Here is a 16,975-nt window from a genome sequence, read left to right as displayed (position 1 = left end):
CACCCCCTCGCGAACTGGCCCGCCACTGGCACCCGCGCCTGCAACCTTGCGCCGTCTGCCTGCGTCCCGCGCAAGGCTTCGGCTTCTTCAATCCCGCCAAACCACGCCCCCGCAAGCATCGCTGGTTCTGCTCGATGCCCTGCCAGGCATGGTTCGCGGCCCGCCATCGCAAAGGACTGACCATGCAGGGAATGACCGACGAAGAGCGCGAGGCCATCGCGCTGGTGATGAAGCGTCTGGGCCAGACGATGGACCAGATCGGCTGGGACAAGCGGCTTCGCGATCTCACGGCGGCCGAGGTCACCGCTCTGATCGAGGAAGTGCTGGAGGGCTACGGCGCCGAGATGTCGCGCATCGCCGCCACGGCGGAGGTGCCGTTCTGATGCTGGACTACAATCACCGCCCCGGCATTGCTGAGCGCGTCAACGCTGCCATCGATGCCGCGTTGATCGCCGAGCGCGAGGCCACGCCACCCCGGACCTATCTCGGCGCATCCCGGCTGGGCCATGCCTGCGAGCGCGCGCTGCAGTTCGAATTCGCGGGCGCGCCCAAGGATGAGGGCGCGGATTTCGGCGGCCAGACGCTGCGGATCTTCGAGATCGGCCACCAGCTCGAGGATCTGGCCATCCGCTGGCTGCGCGCGGCCGAGCTCGACCTCTACACCCGCAAGGGCAACCGCCCTGATGGCGAGCAGTTCGGCTTTTCCGTCGCGAGCGGGCGCATCCGGGGCCACGTCGACGGGATCATCGCCGCGGCACCTGCGCCGCTGGGCATCGGCACTCCCGCGCTCTGGGAATGCAAGACAATGAACGCGAAGAACTGGCGGGCCTGCGTCAAGGACGGGGTTGCTGTCGCGAAGCCCGTCTATGCCGCGCAGATCGCGCTCTACCAGGCCTACATGGAAGGGACGGTCCCCGGCATATCGGCCCATCCGGCGCTGTTCACGGCGATCAACAAGGACACCGCCGAACTGCACCACGAGCTTGTGCCCTTCGATGCAGGGCTCGCGCAGCGCATGTCGGACCGGGGCGTCCGGATCCTGCAGGCGACCGATGCGGGCGAGCTGTTGCCTCGGATCGCCACCAATCGTGACTTCTTCGAATGCCGCTTCTGCCCATGGGCCGCGCGTTGCTGGGGGCTGCCCGGATGAGTGACGACAAGATCATCCACTTCAGCCCATGGCAGGATTTCAACGACGCCCCGGCGGCCGAAGATCCGTTTGGCGTTGAGCCCGACCCGGTCCAGATCGCGACGTTCCTCGATGTCGTGTTCGGCTGGTGCGAAGGCCAGATCCCGGTCCGGGGCTTCGTCGACATGGGGCAGGGCAAGGAGGGCCGGCCGCACAACGTCTGGATGGACGCTGATGCCACAGCGCCAGGCAAGCTCGCCACCTTCGCCAACTGGGCCTGGCGCGAAGGGGCCGCCGTCTATGTGATCCCCGGCACGGTCGCCGGGCCAGGCCAGGCCAAAGCCACCGAAGTCCTGCAAATGCAGGCTCTGGTCGTCGATCTCGACGCGGGTGACATCCCCGCCAAGCTCGCCCATCTGCTGCGCCATTTGGGTCAACCCACCCTGATCATCGAGAGCGGCGGGCGGACGCCCGAAGGTGCAGCCAAGCTCCATGTCTGGTGGAAGATGACCGAACCTGCCGAGGGGGCGGCGCTGGCCAGTCTTTGTCGTCTGCGGGGCGAGATTGCCCTGAAGGTCGGCGGCGACACGCATTTTCGGTCTGCGCATCAGCCGATCAGGGTGGCAGGCACCGTCTATCACAAGCATGGCAACCAGCGCTTGGTGCAAATCCGCGAGCACCACTCCGTCGAGGTCGATCTCGACGAGTTCGCAGAGCGCGTGTCCGAAATGCCGCCCTTGCCGGGGGCCGGGATGGTCGCCAGCGGCAGTGTCACCCCGGACAAGCCCCGCCTCGACGATGTCTTGGTGACCCCAGTGCGCGAGGGCGGGCAGGACGACTGGTCCCGTTTTGAGGGGGCATCGGCCGCGATCGGCCATTTCGTGCGCATGGTCCATGAAGGCCGGCTGTCGAAGGACGAGGGCTGGCAGGCGATCTGCGGCTACAACGCCGCCATGTTGCGGCCCTCCTGGCCGATCGAGCGCCTTCAGCGCGAGTCCGAGCGGCTCTGGGATCTGCATGTCCAGAAGAACGGGCCGCCGCTGGTCCGCCTCGATAGCGCAGCCCCGGCGCCCTGCGAAATGCCCACCTTCACACTCGGCGCGCTGCTGGACGATACCAGCCCGATGCCCGAGGACATCATCGCGCCCCGCGTGCTGACGCCGGGTGGCTTGCTGGTGCTGGGCGGTGCGCCGAAGGTCGGCAAGAGCGATCTGACGATCAGCTGGCTCGTGCACATGGCCGCCGGTCAGCCCTTCCTGGGCTTCACCCCGCCGCGCCCGCTGCGCGTGTTCTACCTTCAGGCGGAGATCCAGTATCACTACCTGCGCGAGCGGCTGGGGCAGATCTCGCTGCCTGCCAAGGTTCTGGCCGCCGCGCGCGACACCTTCGTGGCAACGCCCAAGCTGAAGCTGCTGCTCGATGCCGAGGGCAGCATTCGGGTGGCGCGCGCCATCCAGGCGGCGTTTCCGGATGCGGGACCGGACATCATCTGTATCGACCCGATCCGCAACCTCTTCGATGGTGGCCCGGATGGCGGCGGCGAAAACGACAATACCGCCATGATGTTCTTCCTCAAGGACCGGGTCGAGGTGCTGCGGGATTACATCAACCCCGCCTGCGGGGTGATACTGGTCCATCACACGCGAAAACTGGCGAAGCAGCAGCTGAAGGATGATCCGTTCCTCGCCCTGTCGGGGGCCAGCGCGCTCAGGGGCTTCTACAGCACCGGCCTGATCCTGCACCGGCCGGACGAGGACGCGCCAGAGCGCAAGCTCGAAATCGAGCTCAGGAATGGCCCTGCGCTGCCCTCGAAGCTGATCGACAAGGTTGGCGGCCAGTGGGTCGAGATCAACCCGATGAACGAGCGTCTGGTCCGCGCCGAGGTTGGCGCGAAATACGACGCCGAGCGCGTTCGCAAGCAGGAGGTAATCCTCTCCATTTTGCTCGAGGAGGCGGCCGAGGGGCGGCTCTACACCGCCAACCAGTTTGCAGAGGTCTTCGAAAACAAGGGCGGTCTGGGCGGCAAGGATGCCATCCGGGACCGGATCGCAGTGCAGGCCACCAAGGGCGCCGTCAAGTTTGTCCGCAACGCGGCGCCCTATGGCCTTGGGCCCTCACGCTCGCGCTTCGGCTACCTCTGCGTCGAGGGGATGGTCATGCCCATGGGCGGCGAGGAGGTCGATCCGGAGACCGGCGAAGTCAGCCCCGCTCGCGTTTCAGTGCTGCCAACCCATTACAAATCGCCCCAGACCGGCGCGCTTCTCGAGGTCGAAAACCCGCATGTCTGGGTCTATCCGGAGGGGGAACGGCAATGATTGCCCCCGATACCTGCTTTGCGCGGCAATGCGCAGGGACCAGTTTGAACCAGATGGGCCCCGCTGCCGAGACTGCCTCGCCATTCACACGCAGGACCACGCAGGGTCCAGTTGTGACCAGTTTCGGCCCGCTTCCGAAACTGCCCCTGCAGGATTGCGCGGATGGCGCAATCGCTACGCTGCAATCAGTTTCGGCAGGATCGACCGAAACCCACCTCCCGAAACTGGAATTCCCGTTTCCTGTCAGTGTCTTGATCGGTGTTCCAAGTTTCGGGGGTGAAACCACCCCCTACGGGGGTGGGGGAGAACGCCGCAGGCGGGTTCTCCCTCGCCCACCCCCAGGGGTTTCGCGCGCGAGGCCTGTCGTGGGTCCGTTCACGCCGAGTTCCAAATCCACCGTCACCTTCAAGCCCTACGCAGCCAACCAGAAGAGGAGACCATCCATGGCTGACCTGTCCTTCGCCACCCAACCCCATGTGGCCATCCCCGATCTGCCGACCGCCGTCAGGTCAGGCCGCACCCTGTTGGCCCTCGACCTTGGCACCACGACGGGATGGGCGCTGCATGGCCTTGATGGGCTGATCACCAGCGGCACCGTCTCCTTCCGTCCCGGTCGCTTCGCTGGCGGTGGCATGCGCTATCTGCGGTTCACCAACTGGCTGGGCGAGCTGGATCGTCTGTCCGGGCCCATCGCATCCATCTGGTTCGAAGAGGTCCGTCGCCACGCCGCAACCGACGCCGCCCATGTCTATGGCGGGCTGATGGCCACGCTGACCGCATGGGCGGAACTGCGCGGCGTGCCCTACGAGGGTGTCCCGGTCGGCACCATCAAGCGCCACGCCACTGGCAAGGGCAACGCCGACAAGGCGGCGATGATTGCCGCCGCCCGGGCGCGGGGGTTCAGCCCTGCCGATGACAACGAAGCGGATGCGATCGCGATCCTGATCTGGGCGCTCGAGACCAAGGGGGGCCTGCAATGAAGGGTATGCGTTTTGCACCGAAGGGGTATGGCGGCCGTCGCCGGAATCCCGATGAGGTCAAGCGTGATGGCTGGCGCGAACAGCGCGTGTTGGCCGTCGCCCTCGACGATCACCGCCTGACCTGGCCCGAACGGGAACTGGTGCGCCAGCTGGGGGAGAAGCTTTATGGCCCAGCTGCGACTGGGCGGGAGGTGCATCGATGACCGTCTGGACCCCCGCGCTGGTCGAGGAACGGCTGGCCGAAGCCGCTTTCGTCCTGAAGCGTCTGCCCGAGCCACGCAGGCAAGGCTACTTCAGCACCTGGCCTGCGGTCCTGCACAGCTTTGGCGACAAGGTCGGGCAGGAACCCAAACCGATGCGCGTGCTGCCATCGCCGCAGGCGATCAGCCGCATGGAGGAAACGCTGACCTGGACCGCCTGCCTCGAGCCCGTGGACGGTCGCATCGTCTGGATGAAAGCCCATGGCGAGCGGTGGAAGGAGATATGTTGGTCCGCAGGGCTGCACCGGTCGGCCGCGCATCAGCACTGGCAATTCGGCCTCGCGGTGATCGCGCTCACCCTCAACAAGCGGCGGTTCAACCGCAACCTGTCGAAGCAGAGGGTGATCGACCTAGCCAGTGACGCGTAACCCTGCGTTCCAGATAGAAAATTGTCCGGCGGACAGTTTTCGAAGGGACAGAAAGCCCTCTCCCGGGCTAGAAAGTTGATATGCTCGGGAGAGGAGCGCGCGGGGCAGGGGGCCACTGGCTTCCGGTATCCAGCGAGAGTCCGGTCGGGGTCCAGCCCCGGCGAGGTGGCGGTTCCTTCCGGGCGATATTCGTATGCTGGCGGGCGAAGCGCGGCACATCGCCAGCGACAGGGCCGGATTTTTGGGAAGCCACCCGGAAGCTGGATCCATCTGACCTTACGCAAACACCAATGAACGCTGGCCCTTGGGCTGGATACCCCGGACGCAGCTGGACCCCGCGTGGAGTCCAGTGCGGCATCCGGTGTCCAGAATCCGGCCAGCATCCACCATCACATCGGAACCCACCCGACCATGACGCTGAGCTTCGCCCCTGATCGGATCGAGACCTGGTCGCTGTCGCGCCTCCAGCCCTACGCGAGGAACGCGAAGGCGCATGGCGCGGACCAGGTCGCGAAGATTGCCGCCAGCATGGCCGAGTTCGGCTGGACTGTGCCCTGCCTCGTGGCCGAGGATGGCGAGTTGATCGCGGGCCATGGCCGGGTGCTGGCCGCGACGCAACTAGGGCTGACGGAAGCACCGGTGATCGTGTTGGGGCACCTGACCGAGGCGCAGCGGCGGGCGTACCGCATCGCGGACAACAAGCTGACCGAACTCGGCAGTTGGGACGAGGCGCTGCTGTCGGCAGAACTGAATGACCTCTTGGCCGAGGATTTCGACTTGTCCCTTGTCGGCTTCTCCGACGGCGAGTTGGACAAGCTCTTGGCCTTCGTGCCGGAGGCGGACGGTGAAGAAGGTGGCGCCGGGGGCTCAGTGCCGCCGGTGACCATCCCCGAACCCCCGCGCAATCCGGCCTCGCGGACCGGCGATCTCTGGATCCTCGGCGACCACCGCCTGCTTTGCGGTAACAGCACCAGTGCTGCTGATGTGCGCTGCCTGATGAATGGCGAGCGGGCGATCCTGTTCGCGACCGATCCGCCGTATCTGGTGGATTACGATGGCTCGAACCATCCGACGCGGAACAAGGACTGGTCCGCGTCCTACGGCACGACCTGGGACGACAGTTCGCAGGGCGCGGAGCTCTACGACGGCTTCATCGCCGCCGCCGTCGCCGAGGCGATCGCCGAGGACGCTGCCTGGTACTGCTGGCACGCCTCGCGCCGCCAGGCGATGCTGGAGGCCTGCTGGGAAAAGGCAGGTGCCTTCGTCCATCAGCAGATCATCTGGGTGAAGGACCGCGGGGTGCTGACCCGGTCGCATTATCTCTGGAAGCACGAGCCTTGCTTCATGGGCTGGCGCCGCCCGAACCGCCCGCCGAAGGTGGCCGAGGAAACGCTGCCATCGACATGGGCGTTGCCGAGTTTCGCCAAGGACGAGCGCCCCGACCACCCGACGCCAAAGCCGCTCGACGCCTTCGGCATTCCGATGCGCCAGCATGTGGTGCGGGGCGGCCTTTGCTACGAGCCGTTCTCAGGTTCGGGCTCGCAGATCATGGCGGGTGAAGCGAATGGCCGCCGCGTCTTCGCGATGGAGATCAGTCCCGCCTATGTCGATGTCGCGGTCGAGCGCTGGCAGGCCGAGACCGGCCGCGACGCGATCCTCGACGGCGACGGCCGGACCTTCGCGCAGGTAAGGACCGAGCGGCTGGGCGACGACGCCGACGCCCCGGCCGATGCCCCGGCAACGGACGCCGAACCCGCGCGAAAGCGCCAGACCGCCGCGTGACATGCATGACCTGGCTTTACCTTCCTCCGGATGCGCTTCCGGAGCCGGAGACGCATGCCTCTTCGGCCTCTCCCTCTGCTCCGGCGCAGGTGGTCTCGACCTTGGGCTCACCATCGCTATCCCCGGATATCGTGCTGTGGGCCATGTCGAACGGGAAACCTTCGCCGCAGCCACTCTCGTGGCGCGGATGGAAGACGCGTCCCTGGATCAGGCTGTTGTCTGGGACGACGTTGGAACCTTCGACGGCCGCCCGTGGCGCGGCGCGGTGGACATCATCACTGCGGGCTATCCGTGCCAGCCATTCTCGGTCGCGGGCAAGCGCCGGGGTGCCGACGACCCGCGGCACCTCTGGCCCCATGTCGCCCGCATCATCGGCGAGGTCGAGCCGCCATTCGTGTTTCTCGAGAATGTCGCCCATCATCTCCGCCTCGGCTTCCCCGAAGTCGCCAGCGGACTGGTCGGCATGGGCTACAAGCTTGCGGCAGGCCTCTTCACGGCGGCGGAAGTCGGCGCGCCCCACAGGCGCGAGCGGCTGTTCATCCTCGCCATACGCGAGGGCGACGAGCTGGCCGACCCCGCGCGCCTGCTCTGGGACCCGGTCGAGTGGCGGGAACCGGACGGAGCTGCTGCGGCTCTGGCCGACGCCCCGCGCCAGCGCCAACGAAAACCGGCAGACGAAACCGACGCCGTCGCAGGCAGCGGGCCAGCACGGGATGAATCTCGCGACGACGGCCGCGATGTGGCCCACGCCGCAGATCGACAGCTTTCGAAGCCGGGGCGGCGACAGGCGCGACGAGAAAGGTCTCGACCGGATGGCGCGGGATTGGCCAACGCCGATGGCGACGGACGGCAACAAGCCGAGTGCCGGCAATCGGAAGACAGCCGATCTGACCCATGCCAGTCAGATGTGGATGACGCCGACGGCACGCGATCACAAGGACGGGGCGACGACACTCGCGAACACGCCGGTCAACGGACTGCTTGGCCGCCAGGTCCTGGTGACGCCGACGGCTGGGCCGAATACCTCCGACGTGCGCCGAACCTTGAACCCGCTGTTCGTCGAGGCGCTGATGGGCTGGCCCACCGGGTGGACCGGCTTCGGCTCTGTGGCAATGGAGTGGTCCCGCTGGTTGCGGCGCATGCGCTGCGAACTCTGGCGGCTGAACTGCTGGCCGATGGATGAGGTGCAGGTATGACCACATGGACGATCCATGAAGTCGCTGCTGCCTGCGCCGTGACGACCGGTGAAATCAGCCAGTGGATCTCGCGCGGGCACTTCAGACCCTCTGTGGCGGTTCGATCCGGTGAGCAAAGACGGTTCGACTGGCGCGATCTCGCATGCCTCGCGGTGATGGGCACCCTGCGCAAGCAGGCGCTAACGATGAAAGCGGTATCGCTGCTGACTGACAGGCTCCGGGACGATCTCACCGGAATGGCCTCCGTCTCTGAACTTTCCGGTCGGTTTCTGTTCACGGACTGTGCAGAGAACCAGTCTGATCAAGCGGTCGGGCTGGTCACCGAAGCGGAGATCTTCGCCGCGCTGAAGCAGAATGCGCGGACGGTCATCATCGTGGATGTCGCAGCCGCGTATCGCGATGCCGAAACCACGCTTCCCATCACAGCCCTGAAGGGAGGGATCGAGCATTGCAGCAGAAACGTGTCGCCTCTCTGATCGAGGCGGCGACCAATGCCATCGTCGGCTACGGGTTGGCAATCGCGACGCAGATTGCGGTGTTCCCCTGGTTCGGCCTTGAGACCGGGCTGACTGAACACCTCACGATAGGTCTCGTCTTTGTCGGCGTCTCCCTCGTCCGTGGCTGCCTCCTGCGGCGGCTGTTCGAACGGATCAGGGTTGCCAATCGCTCCGGCTACCATGGCGGACGTGAAGAACCCGCACAGCACCGTCGATGACGGCATAGTAGATCCGCCAGCGCGTCGCCTTTCCATACAGCGCGCGGCGGACGGCAACATCGAATTCACGCGACTCCGTGGCAATCGGATGCGCTTCCGGCATCGCGCCGAGGGCGAGGATCGTGTCGCGGATGCCTGCCAGCCATTCATCCGCCGCCCTCGGGTTGCGATCCCGCAGGTAGGTCCATGACGTTGTCAGATCATCCGCCGCGTTCGGTGTAATGATCACCGGGAGAGGGGAAGTCATTTCGTCTGGGCGAGGCCGTCGAAGAACGTACCTGCGTCGGTGCCTTCACCCGCACGGGCCTGCGTCAGACCCTTGCGGATCCCCGCGACCGTTTCGGCATAGTCGAGCTGGTCTTGCATTTCTTGCCACGCGGCGGCATCCATCACGACAACGGAAGGCTTGCCGTTCACAGTCAGGATCTGCGGCCGACCGGTTTCCTTGATCTGCGCGATCAGACGCGCCGAATCCCGCTTGAACTCGGTCAGCGGGCTGATGTCCTTGGTGATGTTCATGACTGGCCTCCCGGCGCGCATCGAATTAGGTGCGAATATAGCTCCTTTTCCGATGCGCGTCGAGGGCTGCAGCACTTACTTCAGGGCGTAGACCCGCCCACGGCCTTCGACCTTCTCGGAGGTCACCTCGAGCCCGAGCTTCTTCTTCAGGGGGCCTGCCATGGCCCCTCGGACCGTGTGGGCCTCCCACTCGAGCGCGGCGGCGATCTCCGCGATGGTGGCGCCGCCCGGCGCGCGCAACATTTCGATCAGGGCGTCCTGCTTGGTGCCTTTCCTGCGCAGGACCGGTGCGGTGGCGACTTCGGCTGGTGTCGTGGTGGCCTCCGGCTCGGTGATCCCGAGCGTGGTCTGTGCCAGCGGCGTTGTGCGCAGGGTGATCGGGCCGCGCTCCTCGTCGTGCCGCCAGACAGTGTTGAGGTCGCTGGCGGGGATTTCCTCGATCAGCCCGAGCCTCAGGAGGCTCTTGCAGACATTGCCGACGGCGCCGCCCTTCAGCTTGGTGGTGACGGGAAAGACCGCGCCATCGTCGCGCGCGCAGGCCGCCGAGAGGACAACGGCTTGGGTATCGGTCAGCTGGATCTGGGGCATGGGGTCGTCTCCTTGATCGGGGCCGCGACCGTCGCGGCTCTCCTACGACCCAAAGCCGCGCTGGGCGCGCGGCGAGAGTCCTTGCGTTGCAGTTGGTCAGACGGCGTGCTCGCCTTCCCTGAAGGCGCTGTCGCTGATCTCGCGCAGGCGGTCGCGGTAGTGGTTCAGGGTGCCGACGTGGCCCCAGTTGATCTCGTCGGGGCTGGTCTCGAAGTGATCGGCGCTCAGGGCGGCGAGCCGCTCCAGCATCGCGTCGATCTCGGTCTTCGCGGCTATGAAGGCGTCGAGGGCTTTGTTCGACCGCTCCCTCGAACCGGTGGCGGGAGCGGTCTCACTGTCAGTGGCGCGGCGGGTCATTCTGGTGGCTCCGAAGTGAGTTGCATCGTTTCGTTGGAGACACGTTCGCTCTGTCCGCGATGCTTATCAACGAGATAAGAACTTGATCTTGAATGATAATCGGAGCCGTCGATGCAGGGCATGAGCGAGCGCCAGTACGCCGCGCATGTCGGGCTGTCGCGGGGCGCGATCCAGAAGGCCAAGGCCGCTGAGCGTCTGGTTCTCTATCCCGACGGCAGCATCAACGCGGCCGCCAGCGACGCACGCCGGGCGGAAACCACGGACCCCTCGAAGACCCGGAAGCCGCCCGAACCGAAGCTGAAGCCCGTTCCCGAGGCGGCGGTGGCCGCCGTCGGCGACACGCTGCGCGAACAGGGGCTGGCGGTCCCGGCCGTCGGCGGCGGGACGACCTTCCTGCAGGCCAAGACCGCGAACGAGGTGCTGAAGGCCCAGGAACGGCGCATCCGGCTACAGAAGCTGAAGGGGGAGTTGATCGAGCGGGCCCGGGCGCTGTCGCTGGTGTTCCGGCTGGCGCGGGAGGTGCGGGACGCGTGGGTGAACTGGCCCGCGCGCGCGGCGGCGCTGATGGCGGCCGATCTGGGCGTCGAGCCAGCCGCGATGCAGAAGGTCCTTGAGAAACATGTCCGTGCCCACCTCGACGAACTCGCCGAGGTCCGGCCTGACTTCCGGTGATGATGAGGGCCTGACCGACTTCGACGGCGCAGCAGAAATCCTGCGCACCTGGGGTGCAGGGCTGACGCCCGACCCGGACCTGACCGTTTCGCAATGGGCCGACAAGCACCGGATGCTGTCGGGCCGCGCCTCAGCCGAACCGGGGCGCTATCGCACAGGTCGTACGCCTTACATGCGCGAGATCATGGACCGGCTGTCGCCCGGCGATCCCACGCAACGGATCGTGTTCATGAAGGCCGCGCAGGTCGGCGCGACCGAGGCGGGCAACAACTGGATCGGGTTCGCCATCCACCAGGCGCCGGGGCCGATGCTCGCGGTCCAGCCGACGGTCGAACTGGCTAAGCGCAACTCGCGCCAGCGGATCGATCCGCTGATCGACGAGAGCCCGGAACTGCGGGAACGGGTCAAACCGGCCCGGTCCCGCGACGCGGGCAACACGATGCTGTCGAAGGAGTTCGCGGGCGGCATCCTGATCATGACGGGCGCGAACTCGGCGGTCGGACTGCGCTCGACCCCGGCGCGGTACATCTTCCTCGACGAGGTCGACGCCTATCCGGCCTCGGCCGACGAGGAAGGCGACCCGGTGACGCTGGCCGAGGCGCGGTCGCTGACCTTCGCCCACCGGCGCAAGGTGCTGCTGGTCTCGACGCCCACCATCCGGGGGCTGAGCCGGATCGAGCGCGAATATGAGGCGAGCGACCAGAGGCGATTCTTCGTGCCGTGCCCGCATTGCGGCGCGATGCAATGGCTGAAGTTCGACCGGCTGCGTTGGGAGAAGGGCCGCCCGGAGACGGCGGAATATCACTGCGAGGGCTGCGACGCGGCAATCGCGGAGCACCACAAGACGGCGATGCTGGAAGGCGGCGAATGGCGGGCGACCGCCACAGCCGCCGATCCGACCACGGTCGGGTATCACCTCTCGGCGCTCTATTCGCCGGTGGGCTGGCTCAGCTGGACCCGCATCGCCCGTGGCTGGGACGCGGCCCAAGGGTCGGACGAGGCGATCAAGGCATTCCGCAACACGATCCTCGGCGAGAGCTGGGTCGAGAGCGGCGAAGCCCCGGACTGGCAGCGGCTCTACGACCGCCGCGAGCGCTGGACATCCGGCTCGGTGCCTGCGGGCGGGCTGTTCCTGACGGCCGGGGCCGATGTGCAGAAGGACCGGATCGAGGTCGATGTCTGGGCCTGGGGTCGCGGACTGGAAAGCTGGCTTGTCGATCATGTCGTGATCGAGGGCGGGCCTGATCGGCATGATGCATGGTCGGAACTGTCGGCGCTGCTGGAAAGGTCCTGGCCGCACGAACGCGGCGCGCACCTGCGCATCGCACGGCTCGCCATCGACACCGGCTACGAGGCTCCGGCAGTCTATTCCTGGTCGCGGGCGCAAGGGTTTGGGCAGGTGTCGCCGGTGAAAGGCGTCGAGGGGTTCAACCGTTCGAGCCCGGTATCGGGGCCGACATTCGTCGATGCGACCGAGGGCGGCAAACGTCTGCGGCGCGGGGCGCGACTCTGGACCGTGGCGGTCTCGACCTTCAAGGCCGAGACTTACCGCTTCCTGCGGCTGGCGCGCCCGACCGAGGAGGACATCGCCGACGGGGCGGCGTTCCCGCCCGGCTCGGTCCACCTGCCGCACTGGGTCGAGAACGAATGGCTGAAGCAGTTCGTGGCCGAACAGCTGGTGACGGTGCGCACGAAGCGCGGCTTCGCCCGGCTGGAATGGCAGAAGCTGCGCGAGCGCAACGAGGCGCTGGACTGCCGGGTCTATGCCCGCGCCGCCGCCTGGATCGCGGGCGCGGATCGCTGGACCGACGAGAAATGGCGCGATCTCGAGGATCAACTCGGGGCGGCGCCAACGGAAATCGATGGCGCGGGGCGGGTCAACCGGCCGCAAGCCGCACCCCAGGGAAAACGGCAGTCGGACTGGCTTGGCCGACGCGGAGGATGGTTCTGACAGTGAGGACCGGTCCGCGCAGCGGATGCGAGGCTCCGGTGGAGCGTCGCAAGGGAACGAACGCACCGAGCGGGAGCGAAGGGCATGGACTGGACGGAAACCGAACTCGCAGCACTCCGCCGCGCCTATGCCAGCGGCACGACCCGGGTCAGCTATGATGGAAAATCCGTCGACTACGGGTCGGCAGAGGATCTGCTGACGCGCATCCGCACCATCGAGCGGGCCATTGCTGGGACCACGCGGCCGCTCCCGGTCGCCGGGTTGGCGGGCTTCAGCCGCGGAGATCGCTGATGCCCGCGAACTGGTTCGATCACGCTATCGCGACGGTCGCCCCTCGGGCTGCCGCCCGTCGCGTGCTGGCGCGACAGGCATTCGAGACCGTGACGCGGGGCTATGACGGGGCCGCGAAGGGCCGGCGCACGGACGGCTGGCGCGCACCGGGATCCTCGGCCGACACCGAGATTGGCGTTGCCGGGGCGCTCTTGCGCGACCGGATGCGGGATCTGGTACGCAACAACCCGCATGCGGCCAAGGCCGTGGCGGTGCTGGTCAACAACATCATCGGCGCAGGGATCATGCCGCGCGCTGCCAGTGGCGACGACAAACTGGACCGCAAGGTTGACGCGCTGTTCGCCCGCTGGACAGCGAACTGCGACGCCGACGGCCAGCTGGATTTCTACGGGCTGCAGACGCTGATCTGCCGTGAAATGATCGAAGCGGGCGAGGTTCTGGTGCGCCGCAGGCTGCGGCGTTCCTCGGACGGACTGGCCGTGCCGCTGCAATTGCAGGTGCTGGAGGCCGACTTCCTCGACGCCACGAAATCCGGCGCGCTCGGCGCAGGACGCCTTGTGCAGGGGATCGAGTTCGACCCGGTCGGCAGGCGCCGGGCCTACTGGCTGCATGCCGAGCATCCGGGCGACGCCTACGGCGCCTTGCAGAACGGGCTGCAGAGCCGCCCAGTGCCAGCGACCGAGATCGCCCATGTCTACGAGAAGCAGCGCACGCAGGCGCGCGGCGTTCCCTGGGGCGCGCCAGTGATCCGCAGCTTGCGCGATCTCGACGATTACGAAGTCGCGGAACTGGTCCGGAAGAAGACTGAGGCCTGCGTCACCGCCATCGTCTTCGGCGACGACGAGGCGCAGCAGGGTATCGCGCCCTCCGTGATCGATGCCGACGGCAACCGGGTCGAACAGTTCGAGCCGGGCCTGATTGCCTATGCGCGCGGCGGCAAGGACATCCGGTTCAACCAGCCTTCGGCCACAGGCGGCTACGGCGAATACAAGCGGGCGAGCCTGCACACGATCTCGGCCGGGTTCCGGGTGCCCTACGAGCTGCTGACCGGGGACCTGAGCCAGGTCAACTATTCCTCGATCAGGGCCGGGCTCGTGGAGTTCCGCCGCCAGATCGATGCCGTCCAATGGCAGCTCTTCATCCCGATGCTCTGCGCACCGGTCTGGCGCTGGTTCACCGAGGCTGCATGGGCAGCGGGGCAGATCCCGACGCCCGACGTGCCGGTGGAATGGTCGCCGCCGAAGTTCGACGCCGTTGATCCCTACAAGGACGCGATGGCCGACCTGCTGGCGATCCGAACAGGCACGATGACGCTGGCGCAGGCCATCGCCCGGCAGGGTCACAACCCGGACGCGGTGCTGGCAGAAATCGCCGCGACCAACGCCAAGCTCGATGGCCTCGGCCTCGTGCTCGACAGCGATCCGCGCCGCGTCACCAAGACCGGCAGCGCGCAGGCGGGCGATCCGACCGGCGAGCCGACCAGCGAACCGGCCCCCCCCGCATCCGAACCAGAGAAGGAATAGGGCCATGCCCGAGACCATCATGGCGGCTCCGGTCGCCCTGCCGATGCAGCTGCGGCGCGCGCCCATCTTGCCCGCGACCGTCAACACCGATGCCCGCTCCGTCGACGTGGTCTTCACCACCGGCGCGGCCGTTCGGCGGCGACGCTGGACCGGCTGGGACACCTCCGTGCCCTTCGACGAGATCCTCGAGGTCAGCGACCGCGCAGTGGACCTGACGCGCCTCAATGCCGGGGCTCCGGCGCTCGACAGCCATTCGGTCTGGTCATCGCATTCGCAAGTGGGCGTCGTCGAACGCGCCTGGATCGAGGGCAAGGAAGGCAAGGCGACCATCCGTTTCCCGCGCGAGGGGCTGGATCAGGCCGCCGACCGCATGTTCGGCCTGATCAGCGATGGCATCATCCGCAACGTCTCGGTCGGCTATTCCATCGAGCGGGTAAAGGTCGTCGAGCCCGCCGCCAAAGGCGAGGTCGAGCAGCGCATCGTCGAGCGCTGGACCCCGCTCGAGGTCAGCTTCGTGACCGTCCCCGCCGATCCCCACGCGCAGGTGCGCGTCTCGGATCAGGCCAGTTATCCCGTCGAGATCGTCGACACCCGCATGCAAAAGGAGGCATCCATGCCTGAGAGCACGACCACCGTGGCCGGGGATGTCCCCGCCTTTACCGAGACCCGCCAGCAGCCCGTCGCGGCCCCGGCACAGCTCGAACCGACCGCCGCGCGCATGCCGGAACCGGCGCCCGCGCCCGACACCGAAGCCATCGCAACCCGCGCCCGCGAGGCCGAGCGCGACCGCGTCTCCACCATCTACGATCTGACCGGCCGCCTGAACCTCGAGCGCAGCTTCGCCGAGGATCTGGTCAAGCGCGGCGTCAGCGTTGACGAATCCCGCCGCCTGATCCTCGATCAGGTTGCGGCCAAGTCGGATGAGACCCGCACCTTCCCGCATGTCTCGGTCCCCCTCGGCGGCCGGGACGAACGCATCACCCGCCGCGACGCGGTGGCCAATGCGCTCCTGCACCGCTACAGCCCGACGCTCTTCCCGCTGGAGGATGCCGCCCGCCAGTACCGCGGCATGACACTGCTGGAACTGGCCCGCGAAAGCCTCGGTAATGCCGGGGTCAACACGCGCGGCCTGTCGCGCGACGAGGTGGCTACGCGGGCCCTGCACTCGACCTCGGACTTCCCCGAGATCCTGTCGGCGGTGACCAACAAGACCCTGCGGCAGGCCTATGACGCCTATCCCCGCACCTTCTCGCTCTTCTGCCGCCAGGTGCTGGCGACCGACTTCAAGTCCATGCACCGCGTCCAGCTCGGCGAAGCGCCGCAGCTTCTGGAAGTGGGCGAAAGCGGTGAGTTCAAGCGCGGAACACTCGGCGAGAGCAAGGAGAGCTACAAGGTCAAGACCTATGGCCGGGTCGTGGCGATCACTCGGCAGGTGCTGATCAACGACGATCTCGACGCCTTCACCCGGATCCCTGCGATGTACGGCAACTCCATCGCCCAGCTGGAAAGCGACGTCGTCTGGGGCATCATCACCGCCAACCCGGCGATGGCTGACGGCAATGCGCTCTTCCACACGACGCACAAGAACCTCGCCGCGACTGGCGCTGCGATGGACGTGGCCAGTGTCGGTGCCGCGCGGGCGGCGATGGCGCTGCAGACCGGGCTCGACAAGAAGACGGTGCTGAACATCCGGCCCGCCTTCCTGATCGTCCCCGCGGCCCTCGAACTGAAGGCCGAGCAGCTGGTGGCCCAGAACCTCGTGCCCGCCGACAGCGCCAAGGTGGTGCCGCAGTCGATCCGGACGCTCTCGCCGATCAGCGAGCCGCGTCTCGACGCGGCCAGCGCCACCTCCTGGTATCTGGCGGCCTCGCCCAACCAGATCGACACCATCGAGTATGCCTATCTCGAGGGCCAGCAGGGCGCCTACATCGAGACGCGCAACGGCTTCGACGTCGACGGGGTCGAGATCAAGTGCCGCCTCGACTTCGGCGCCAAGGCCATCGACTGGCGCGGCCTCTACAAGAACCCGGGCGCGTAAGGTCAGAACAACCCGTAGAGGTCGCGCCGCCCGTGCACGGCGCGGACGATCTCGATGTCGTCGCCGTCGATGCGGTACAGGAGCAGGTAGGACCCGCTGACCAGATAGCGCAGCCCGGGGCGGATATCGTCCCGGGCGGGGCCCATCTGCGGGTTATCCGCCAGGTGGCTGGCGACCTCGTCCAGCCGGTCGAGAACGCGGTCTGCGGCAGTCGGATCGTCCTCGGCGATATGCGTCCAGATCTCGATCAGGTCGTCGCGGGCCGCCCGCGTGAAGAACACTTGCGGCATG

General features: G+C 67.0%; 20 protein-coding genes and 1 pseudogene. 16 read left to right on the top strand and 5 right to left on the bottom strand.

All coding sequences use genetic code 11. From position 1 onward, the window contains the following. The first annotated feature begins 182 nt into the window (after positions 1 to 182). From CRO07_RS15650 to CRO07_RS19585, 11 genes and pseudogenes are all read left to right on the top strand, one after another. Positions 183 to 383: a DUF6511 domain-containing protein gene (locus CRO07_RS15650; protein WP_097031598.1), complete on the top strand. Its 201-nt coding sequence runs from the start codon at positions 183 to 185 to the stop codon at positions 381 to 383. Further along, complete coding sequence (locus tag CRO07_RS15645) at positions 383 to 1,150, top strand: hypothetical protein (protein ID WP_097031597.1); 768 nt, start codon at positions 383 to 385, stop codon at positions 1,148 to 1,150. Before CRO07_RS15650 ends, CRO07_RS15645 begins: the two co-directional genes overlap by 1 nt. After that, entirely contained in the window at positions 1,147 to 3,444 is a 2,298-nt protein-coding gene (locus tag CRO07_RS15640) for an AAA family ATPase (RefSeq protein ID WP_204840031.1), read from the top strand. Before CRO07_RS15645 ends, CRO07_RS15640 begins: the two co-directional genes overlap by 4 nt. 443 nt (positions 3,445 to 3,887) lie before the next feature. Beyond that, positions 3,888 to 4,424, top strand: a complete 537-nt coding sequence (locus CRO07_RS15635; protein WP_097031595.1) for a hypothetical protein — start codon at positions 3,888 to 3,890, stop codon at positions 4,422 to 4,424. Next, positions 4,421 to 4,627, top strand: a complete 207-nt coding sequence (locus CRO07_RS15630; RefSeq protein ID WP_456236510.1) for a hypothetical protein — start codon at positions 4,421 to 4,423, stop codon at positions 4,625 to 4,627. The genes CRO07_RS15635 and CRO07_RS15630 overlap by 4 nt, the downstream gene beginning before the upstream one ends. Further along, positions 4,624 to 5,052 (top strand): DUF6362 family protein, encoded by a 429-nt coding sequence (locus CRO07_RS15625; protein ID WP_068765055.1) that lies wholly within the window; start codon positions 4,624 to 4,626, stop codon positions 5,050 to 5,052. Before CRO07_RS15630 ends, CRO07_RS15625 begins: the two co-directional genes overlap by 4 nt. Positions 5,053 to 5,463: 411 nt before the next feature. Beyond that, entirely contained in the window at positions 5,464 to 6,834 is a 1,371-nt protein-coding gene (locus CRO07_RS15620) for a site-specific DNA-methyltransferase (protein ID WP_097031593.1), read from the top strand. After that, positions 6,782 to 7,345: pseudogene (locus tag CRO07_RS19200) on the top strand (DNA cytosine methyltransferase); the annotation flags it as partial. The gene CRO07_RS15620 and the pseudogene CRO07_RS19200, both read left to right, overlap by 53 nt. Before the next feature lie 202 nt (positions 7,346 to 7,547). Then, positions 7,548 to 8,030, top strand: a complete 483-nt coding sequence (locus CRO07_RS19195; protein ID WP_235841042.1) for a hypothetical protein — start codon at positions 7,548 to 7,550, stop codon at positions 8,028 to 8,030. Next, entirely contained in the window at positions 8,027 to 8,506 is a 480-nt protein-coding gene (locus CRO07_RS15610) for a MerR family transcriptional regulator (protein ID WP_097031591.1), read from the top strand. The genes CRO07_RS19195 and CRO07_RS15610 overlap by 4 nt, the downstream gene beginning before the upstream one ends. Next, positions 8,479 to 8,745 (top strand): DUF7220 family protein, encoded by a 267-nt coding sequence (locus CRO07_RS19585; RefSeq protein ID WP_097031590.1) that lies wholly within the window; start codon positions 8,479 to 8,481, stop codon positions 8,743 to 8,745. The genes CRO07_RS15610 and CRO07_RS19585 overlap by 28 nt, the downstream gene beginning before the upstream one ends. On the opposite strand, the gene CRO07_RS15600 is transcribed toward CRO07_RS19585, so the two are convergent. From CRO07_RS15600 to CRO07_RS15585, 4 genes are all read right to left on the bottom strand, one after another. Continuing rightward, positions 8,681 to 8,974 (bottom strand): type II toxin-antitoxin system RelE/ParE family toxin, encoded by a 294-nt coding sequence (locus CRO07_RS15600; protein WP_097031589.1) that lies wholly within the window; start codon positions 8,972 to 8,974, stop codon positions 8,681 to 8,683. The genes CRO07_RS19585 and CRO07_RS15600 overlap by 65 nt on opposite strands. Before the next feature lie 14 nt (positions 8,975 to 8,988). Further along, positions 8,989 to 9,339, bottom strand: a complete 351-nt coding sequence (locus CRO07_RS15595) for a type II toxin-antitoxin system Phd/YefM family antitoxin (protein WP_204840030.1) — start codon at positions 9,337 to 9,339, stop codon at positions 8,989 to 8,991. Then, positions 9,340 to 9,852, bottom strand: coding sequence for a DUF3489 domain-containing protein (locus tag CRO07_RS15590; RefSeq protein ID WP_097031588.1), 513 nt, complete (start codon positions 9,850 to 9,852; stop codon positions 9,340 to 9,342). 96 nt (positions 9,853 to 9,948) lie between these two features. After that, on the bottom strand, positions 9,949 to 10,209 hold the full coding sequence (locus CRO07_RS15585; protein WP_097031587.1) for a hypothetical protein: 261 nt from the start codon (positions 10,207 to 10,209) through the stop codon (positions 9,949 to 9,951). A 111-nt stretch (positions 10,210 to 10,320) separates the two neighbouring features. Here CRO07_RS15585 and CRO07_RS15580 point away from each other — a divergent pair, with 111 nt between their 5' ends. From CRO07_RS15580 to CRO07_RS15560, 5 genes are all read left to right on the top strand, one after another. After that, positions 10,321 to 10,881 carry a hypothetical protein gene (locus CRO07_RS15580; protein WP_097031586.1) on the top strand — a complete coding sequence of 187 codons (561 nt, stop codon included), beginning with the start codon at positions 10,321 to 10,323 and terminating at the stop codon, positions 10,879 to 10,881. Next, entirely contained in the window at positions 10,829 to 12,832 is a 2,004-nt protein-coding gene (locus tag CRO07_RS15575) for a phage terminase large subunit family protein (RefSeq protein ID WP_097031585.1), read from the top strand. Before CRO07_RS15580 ends, CRO07_RS15575 begins: the two co-directional genes overlap by 53 nt. An 84-nt stretch (positions 12,833 to 12,916) precedes the next feature. Beyond that, a complete protein-coding gene (locus CRO07_RS15570) occupies positions 12,917 to 13,123 on the top strand; it encodes a phage head-tail joining protein (RefSeq protein WP_097031584.1) in 207 nt (68 codons plus the stop codon). Next, positions 13,123 to 14,646 (top strand): phage portal protein, encoded by a 1,524-nt coding sequence (locus CRO07_RS15565; RefSeq protein WP_097031583.1) that lies wholly within the window; start codon positions 13,123 to 13,125, stop codon positions 14,644 to 14,646. Before CRO07_RS15570 ends, CRO07_RS15565 begins: the two co-directional genes overlap by 1 nt. A 4-nt stretch (positions 14,647 to 14,650) precedes the next feature. Then, complete coding sequence (locus tag CRO07_RS15560) at positions 14,651 to 16,684, top strand: prohead protease/major capsid protein fusion protein (RefSeq protein WP_235841040.1); 2,034 nt, start codon at positions 14,651 to 14,653, stop codon at positions 16,682 to 16,684. Positions 16,685 to 16,686: 2 nt separating this feature from the next. Here CRO07_RS15560 and CRO07_RS15555 read toward each other — a convergent pair whose 3' ends face one another. Further along, the gene (locus tag CRO07_RS15555) at positions 16,687 to 16,974 is read right to left on the bottom strand and encodes a type II toxin-antitoxin system RelE/ParE family toxin (RefSeq protein WP_097031582.1); all 288 of its coding nucleotides are present in this window, start codon (positions 16,972 to 16,974) and stop codon (positions 16,687 to 16,689) included. Between the last annotated feature and the right edge of the window lies 1 nt (position 16,975).

It is taken from the genome of Cereibacter ovatus (genome assembly GCF_900207575.1).
GTDB classification, from domain to species: Bacteria; Pseudomonadota; Alphaproteobacteria; order Rhodobacterales; family Rhodobacteraceae; genus Cereibacter_A; species Cereibacter_A ovatus.
Note: the sequence above shows the minus strand (reverse complement) of the source record. Positions and strands in the feature narration are given on the sequence as shown.

What these genes read in the sequence shown, in the direction of transcription:
- CRO07_RS15650 (WP_097031598.1), top strand. Translation starts at nt 183, where the DNA reads ATGCAGGGAATGACCGACGAAGAGCGCGAGGCCATCGCGCTGGTGATG.
- CRO07_RS15645 (WP_097031597.1), top strand. Translation starts at nt 383, where the DNA reads ATGCTGGACTACAATCACCGCCCCGGCATTGCTGAGCGCGTCAACGCT.
- CRO07_RS15640 (WP_204840031.1), top strand. Translation starts at nt 1,147, where the DNA reads ATGAGTGACGACAAGATCATCCACTTCAGCCCATGGCAGGATTTCAAC.
- CRO07_RS15635 (WP_097031595.1), top strand. Translation starts at nt 3,888, where the DNA reads ATGGCTGACCTGTCCTTCGCCACCCAACCCCATGTGGCCATCCCCGAT.
- CRO07_RS15630 (WP_456236510.1), top strand. Translation starts at nt 4,421, where the DNA reads ATGAAGGGTATGCGTTTTGCACCGAAGGGGTATGGCGGCCGTCGCCGG.
- CRO07_RS15625 (WP_068765055.1), top strand. Translation starts at nt 4,624, where the DNA reads ATGACCGTCTGGACCCCCGCGCTGGTCGAGGAACGGCTGGCCGAAGCC.
- CRO07_RS15620 (WP_097031593.1), top strand. Translation starts at nt 5,464, where the DNA reads ATGACGCTGAGCTTCGCCCCTGATCGGATCGAGACCTGGTCGCTGTCG.
- CRO07_RS19195 (WP_235841042.1), top strand. Translation starts at nt 7,548, where the DNA reads ATGAATCTCGCGACGACGGCCGCGATGTGGCCCACGCCGCAGATCGAC.
- CRO07_RS15610 (WP_097031591.1), top strand. Translation starts at nt 8,027, where the DNA reads ATGACCACATGGACGATCCATGAAGTCGCTGCTGCCTGCGCCGTGACG.
- CRO07_RS15590 (WP_097031588.1), bottom strand. Translation starts at nt 9,852, where the DNA reads ATGCCCCAGATCCAGCTGACCGATACCCAAGCCGTTGTCCTCTCGGCG.
- CRO07_RS15585 (WP_097031587.1), bottom strand. Translation starts at nt 10,209, where the DNA reads ATGACCCGCCGCGCCACTGACAGTGAGACCGCTCCCGCCACCGGTTCG.
- CRO07_RS15580 (WP_097031586.1), top strand. Translation starts at nt 10,321, where the DNA reads ATGCAGGGCATGAGCGAGCGCCAGTACGCCGCGCATGTCGGGCTGTCG.
- CRO07_RS15575 (WP_097031585.1), top strand. Translation starts at nt 10,829, where the DNA reads ATGTCCGTGCCCACCTCGACGAACTCGCCGAGGTCCGGCCTGACTTCC.
- CRO07_RS15570 (WP_097031584.1), top strand. Translation starts at nt 12,917, where the DNA reads ATGGACTGGACGGAAACCGAACTCGCAGCACTCCGCCGCGCCTATGCC.
- CRO07_RS15565 (WP_097031583.1), top strand. Translation starts at nt 13,123, where the DNA reads ATGCCCGCGAACTGGTTCGATCACGCTATCGCGACGGTCGCCCCTCGG.
- CRO07_RS15560 (WP_235841040.1), top strand. Translation starts at nt 14,651, where the DNA reads ATGCCCGAGACCATCATGGCGGCTCCGGTCGCCCTGCCGATGCAGCTG.
- CRO07_RS15555 (WP_097031582.1), bottom strand. Translation starts at nt 16,974, where the DNA reads ATGCCGCAAGTGTTCTTCACGCGGGCGGCCCGCGACGACCTGATCGAG.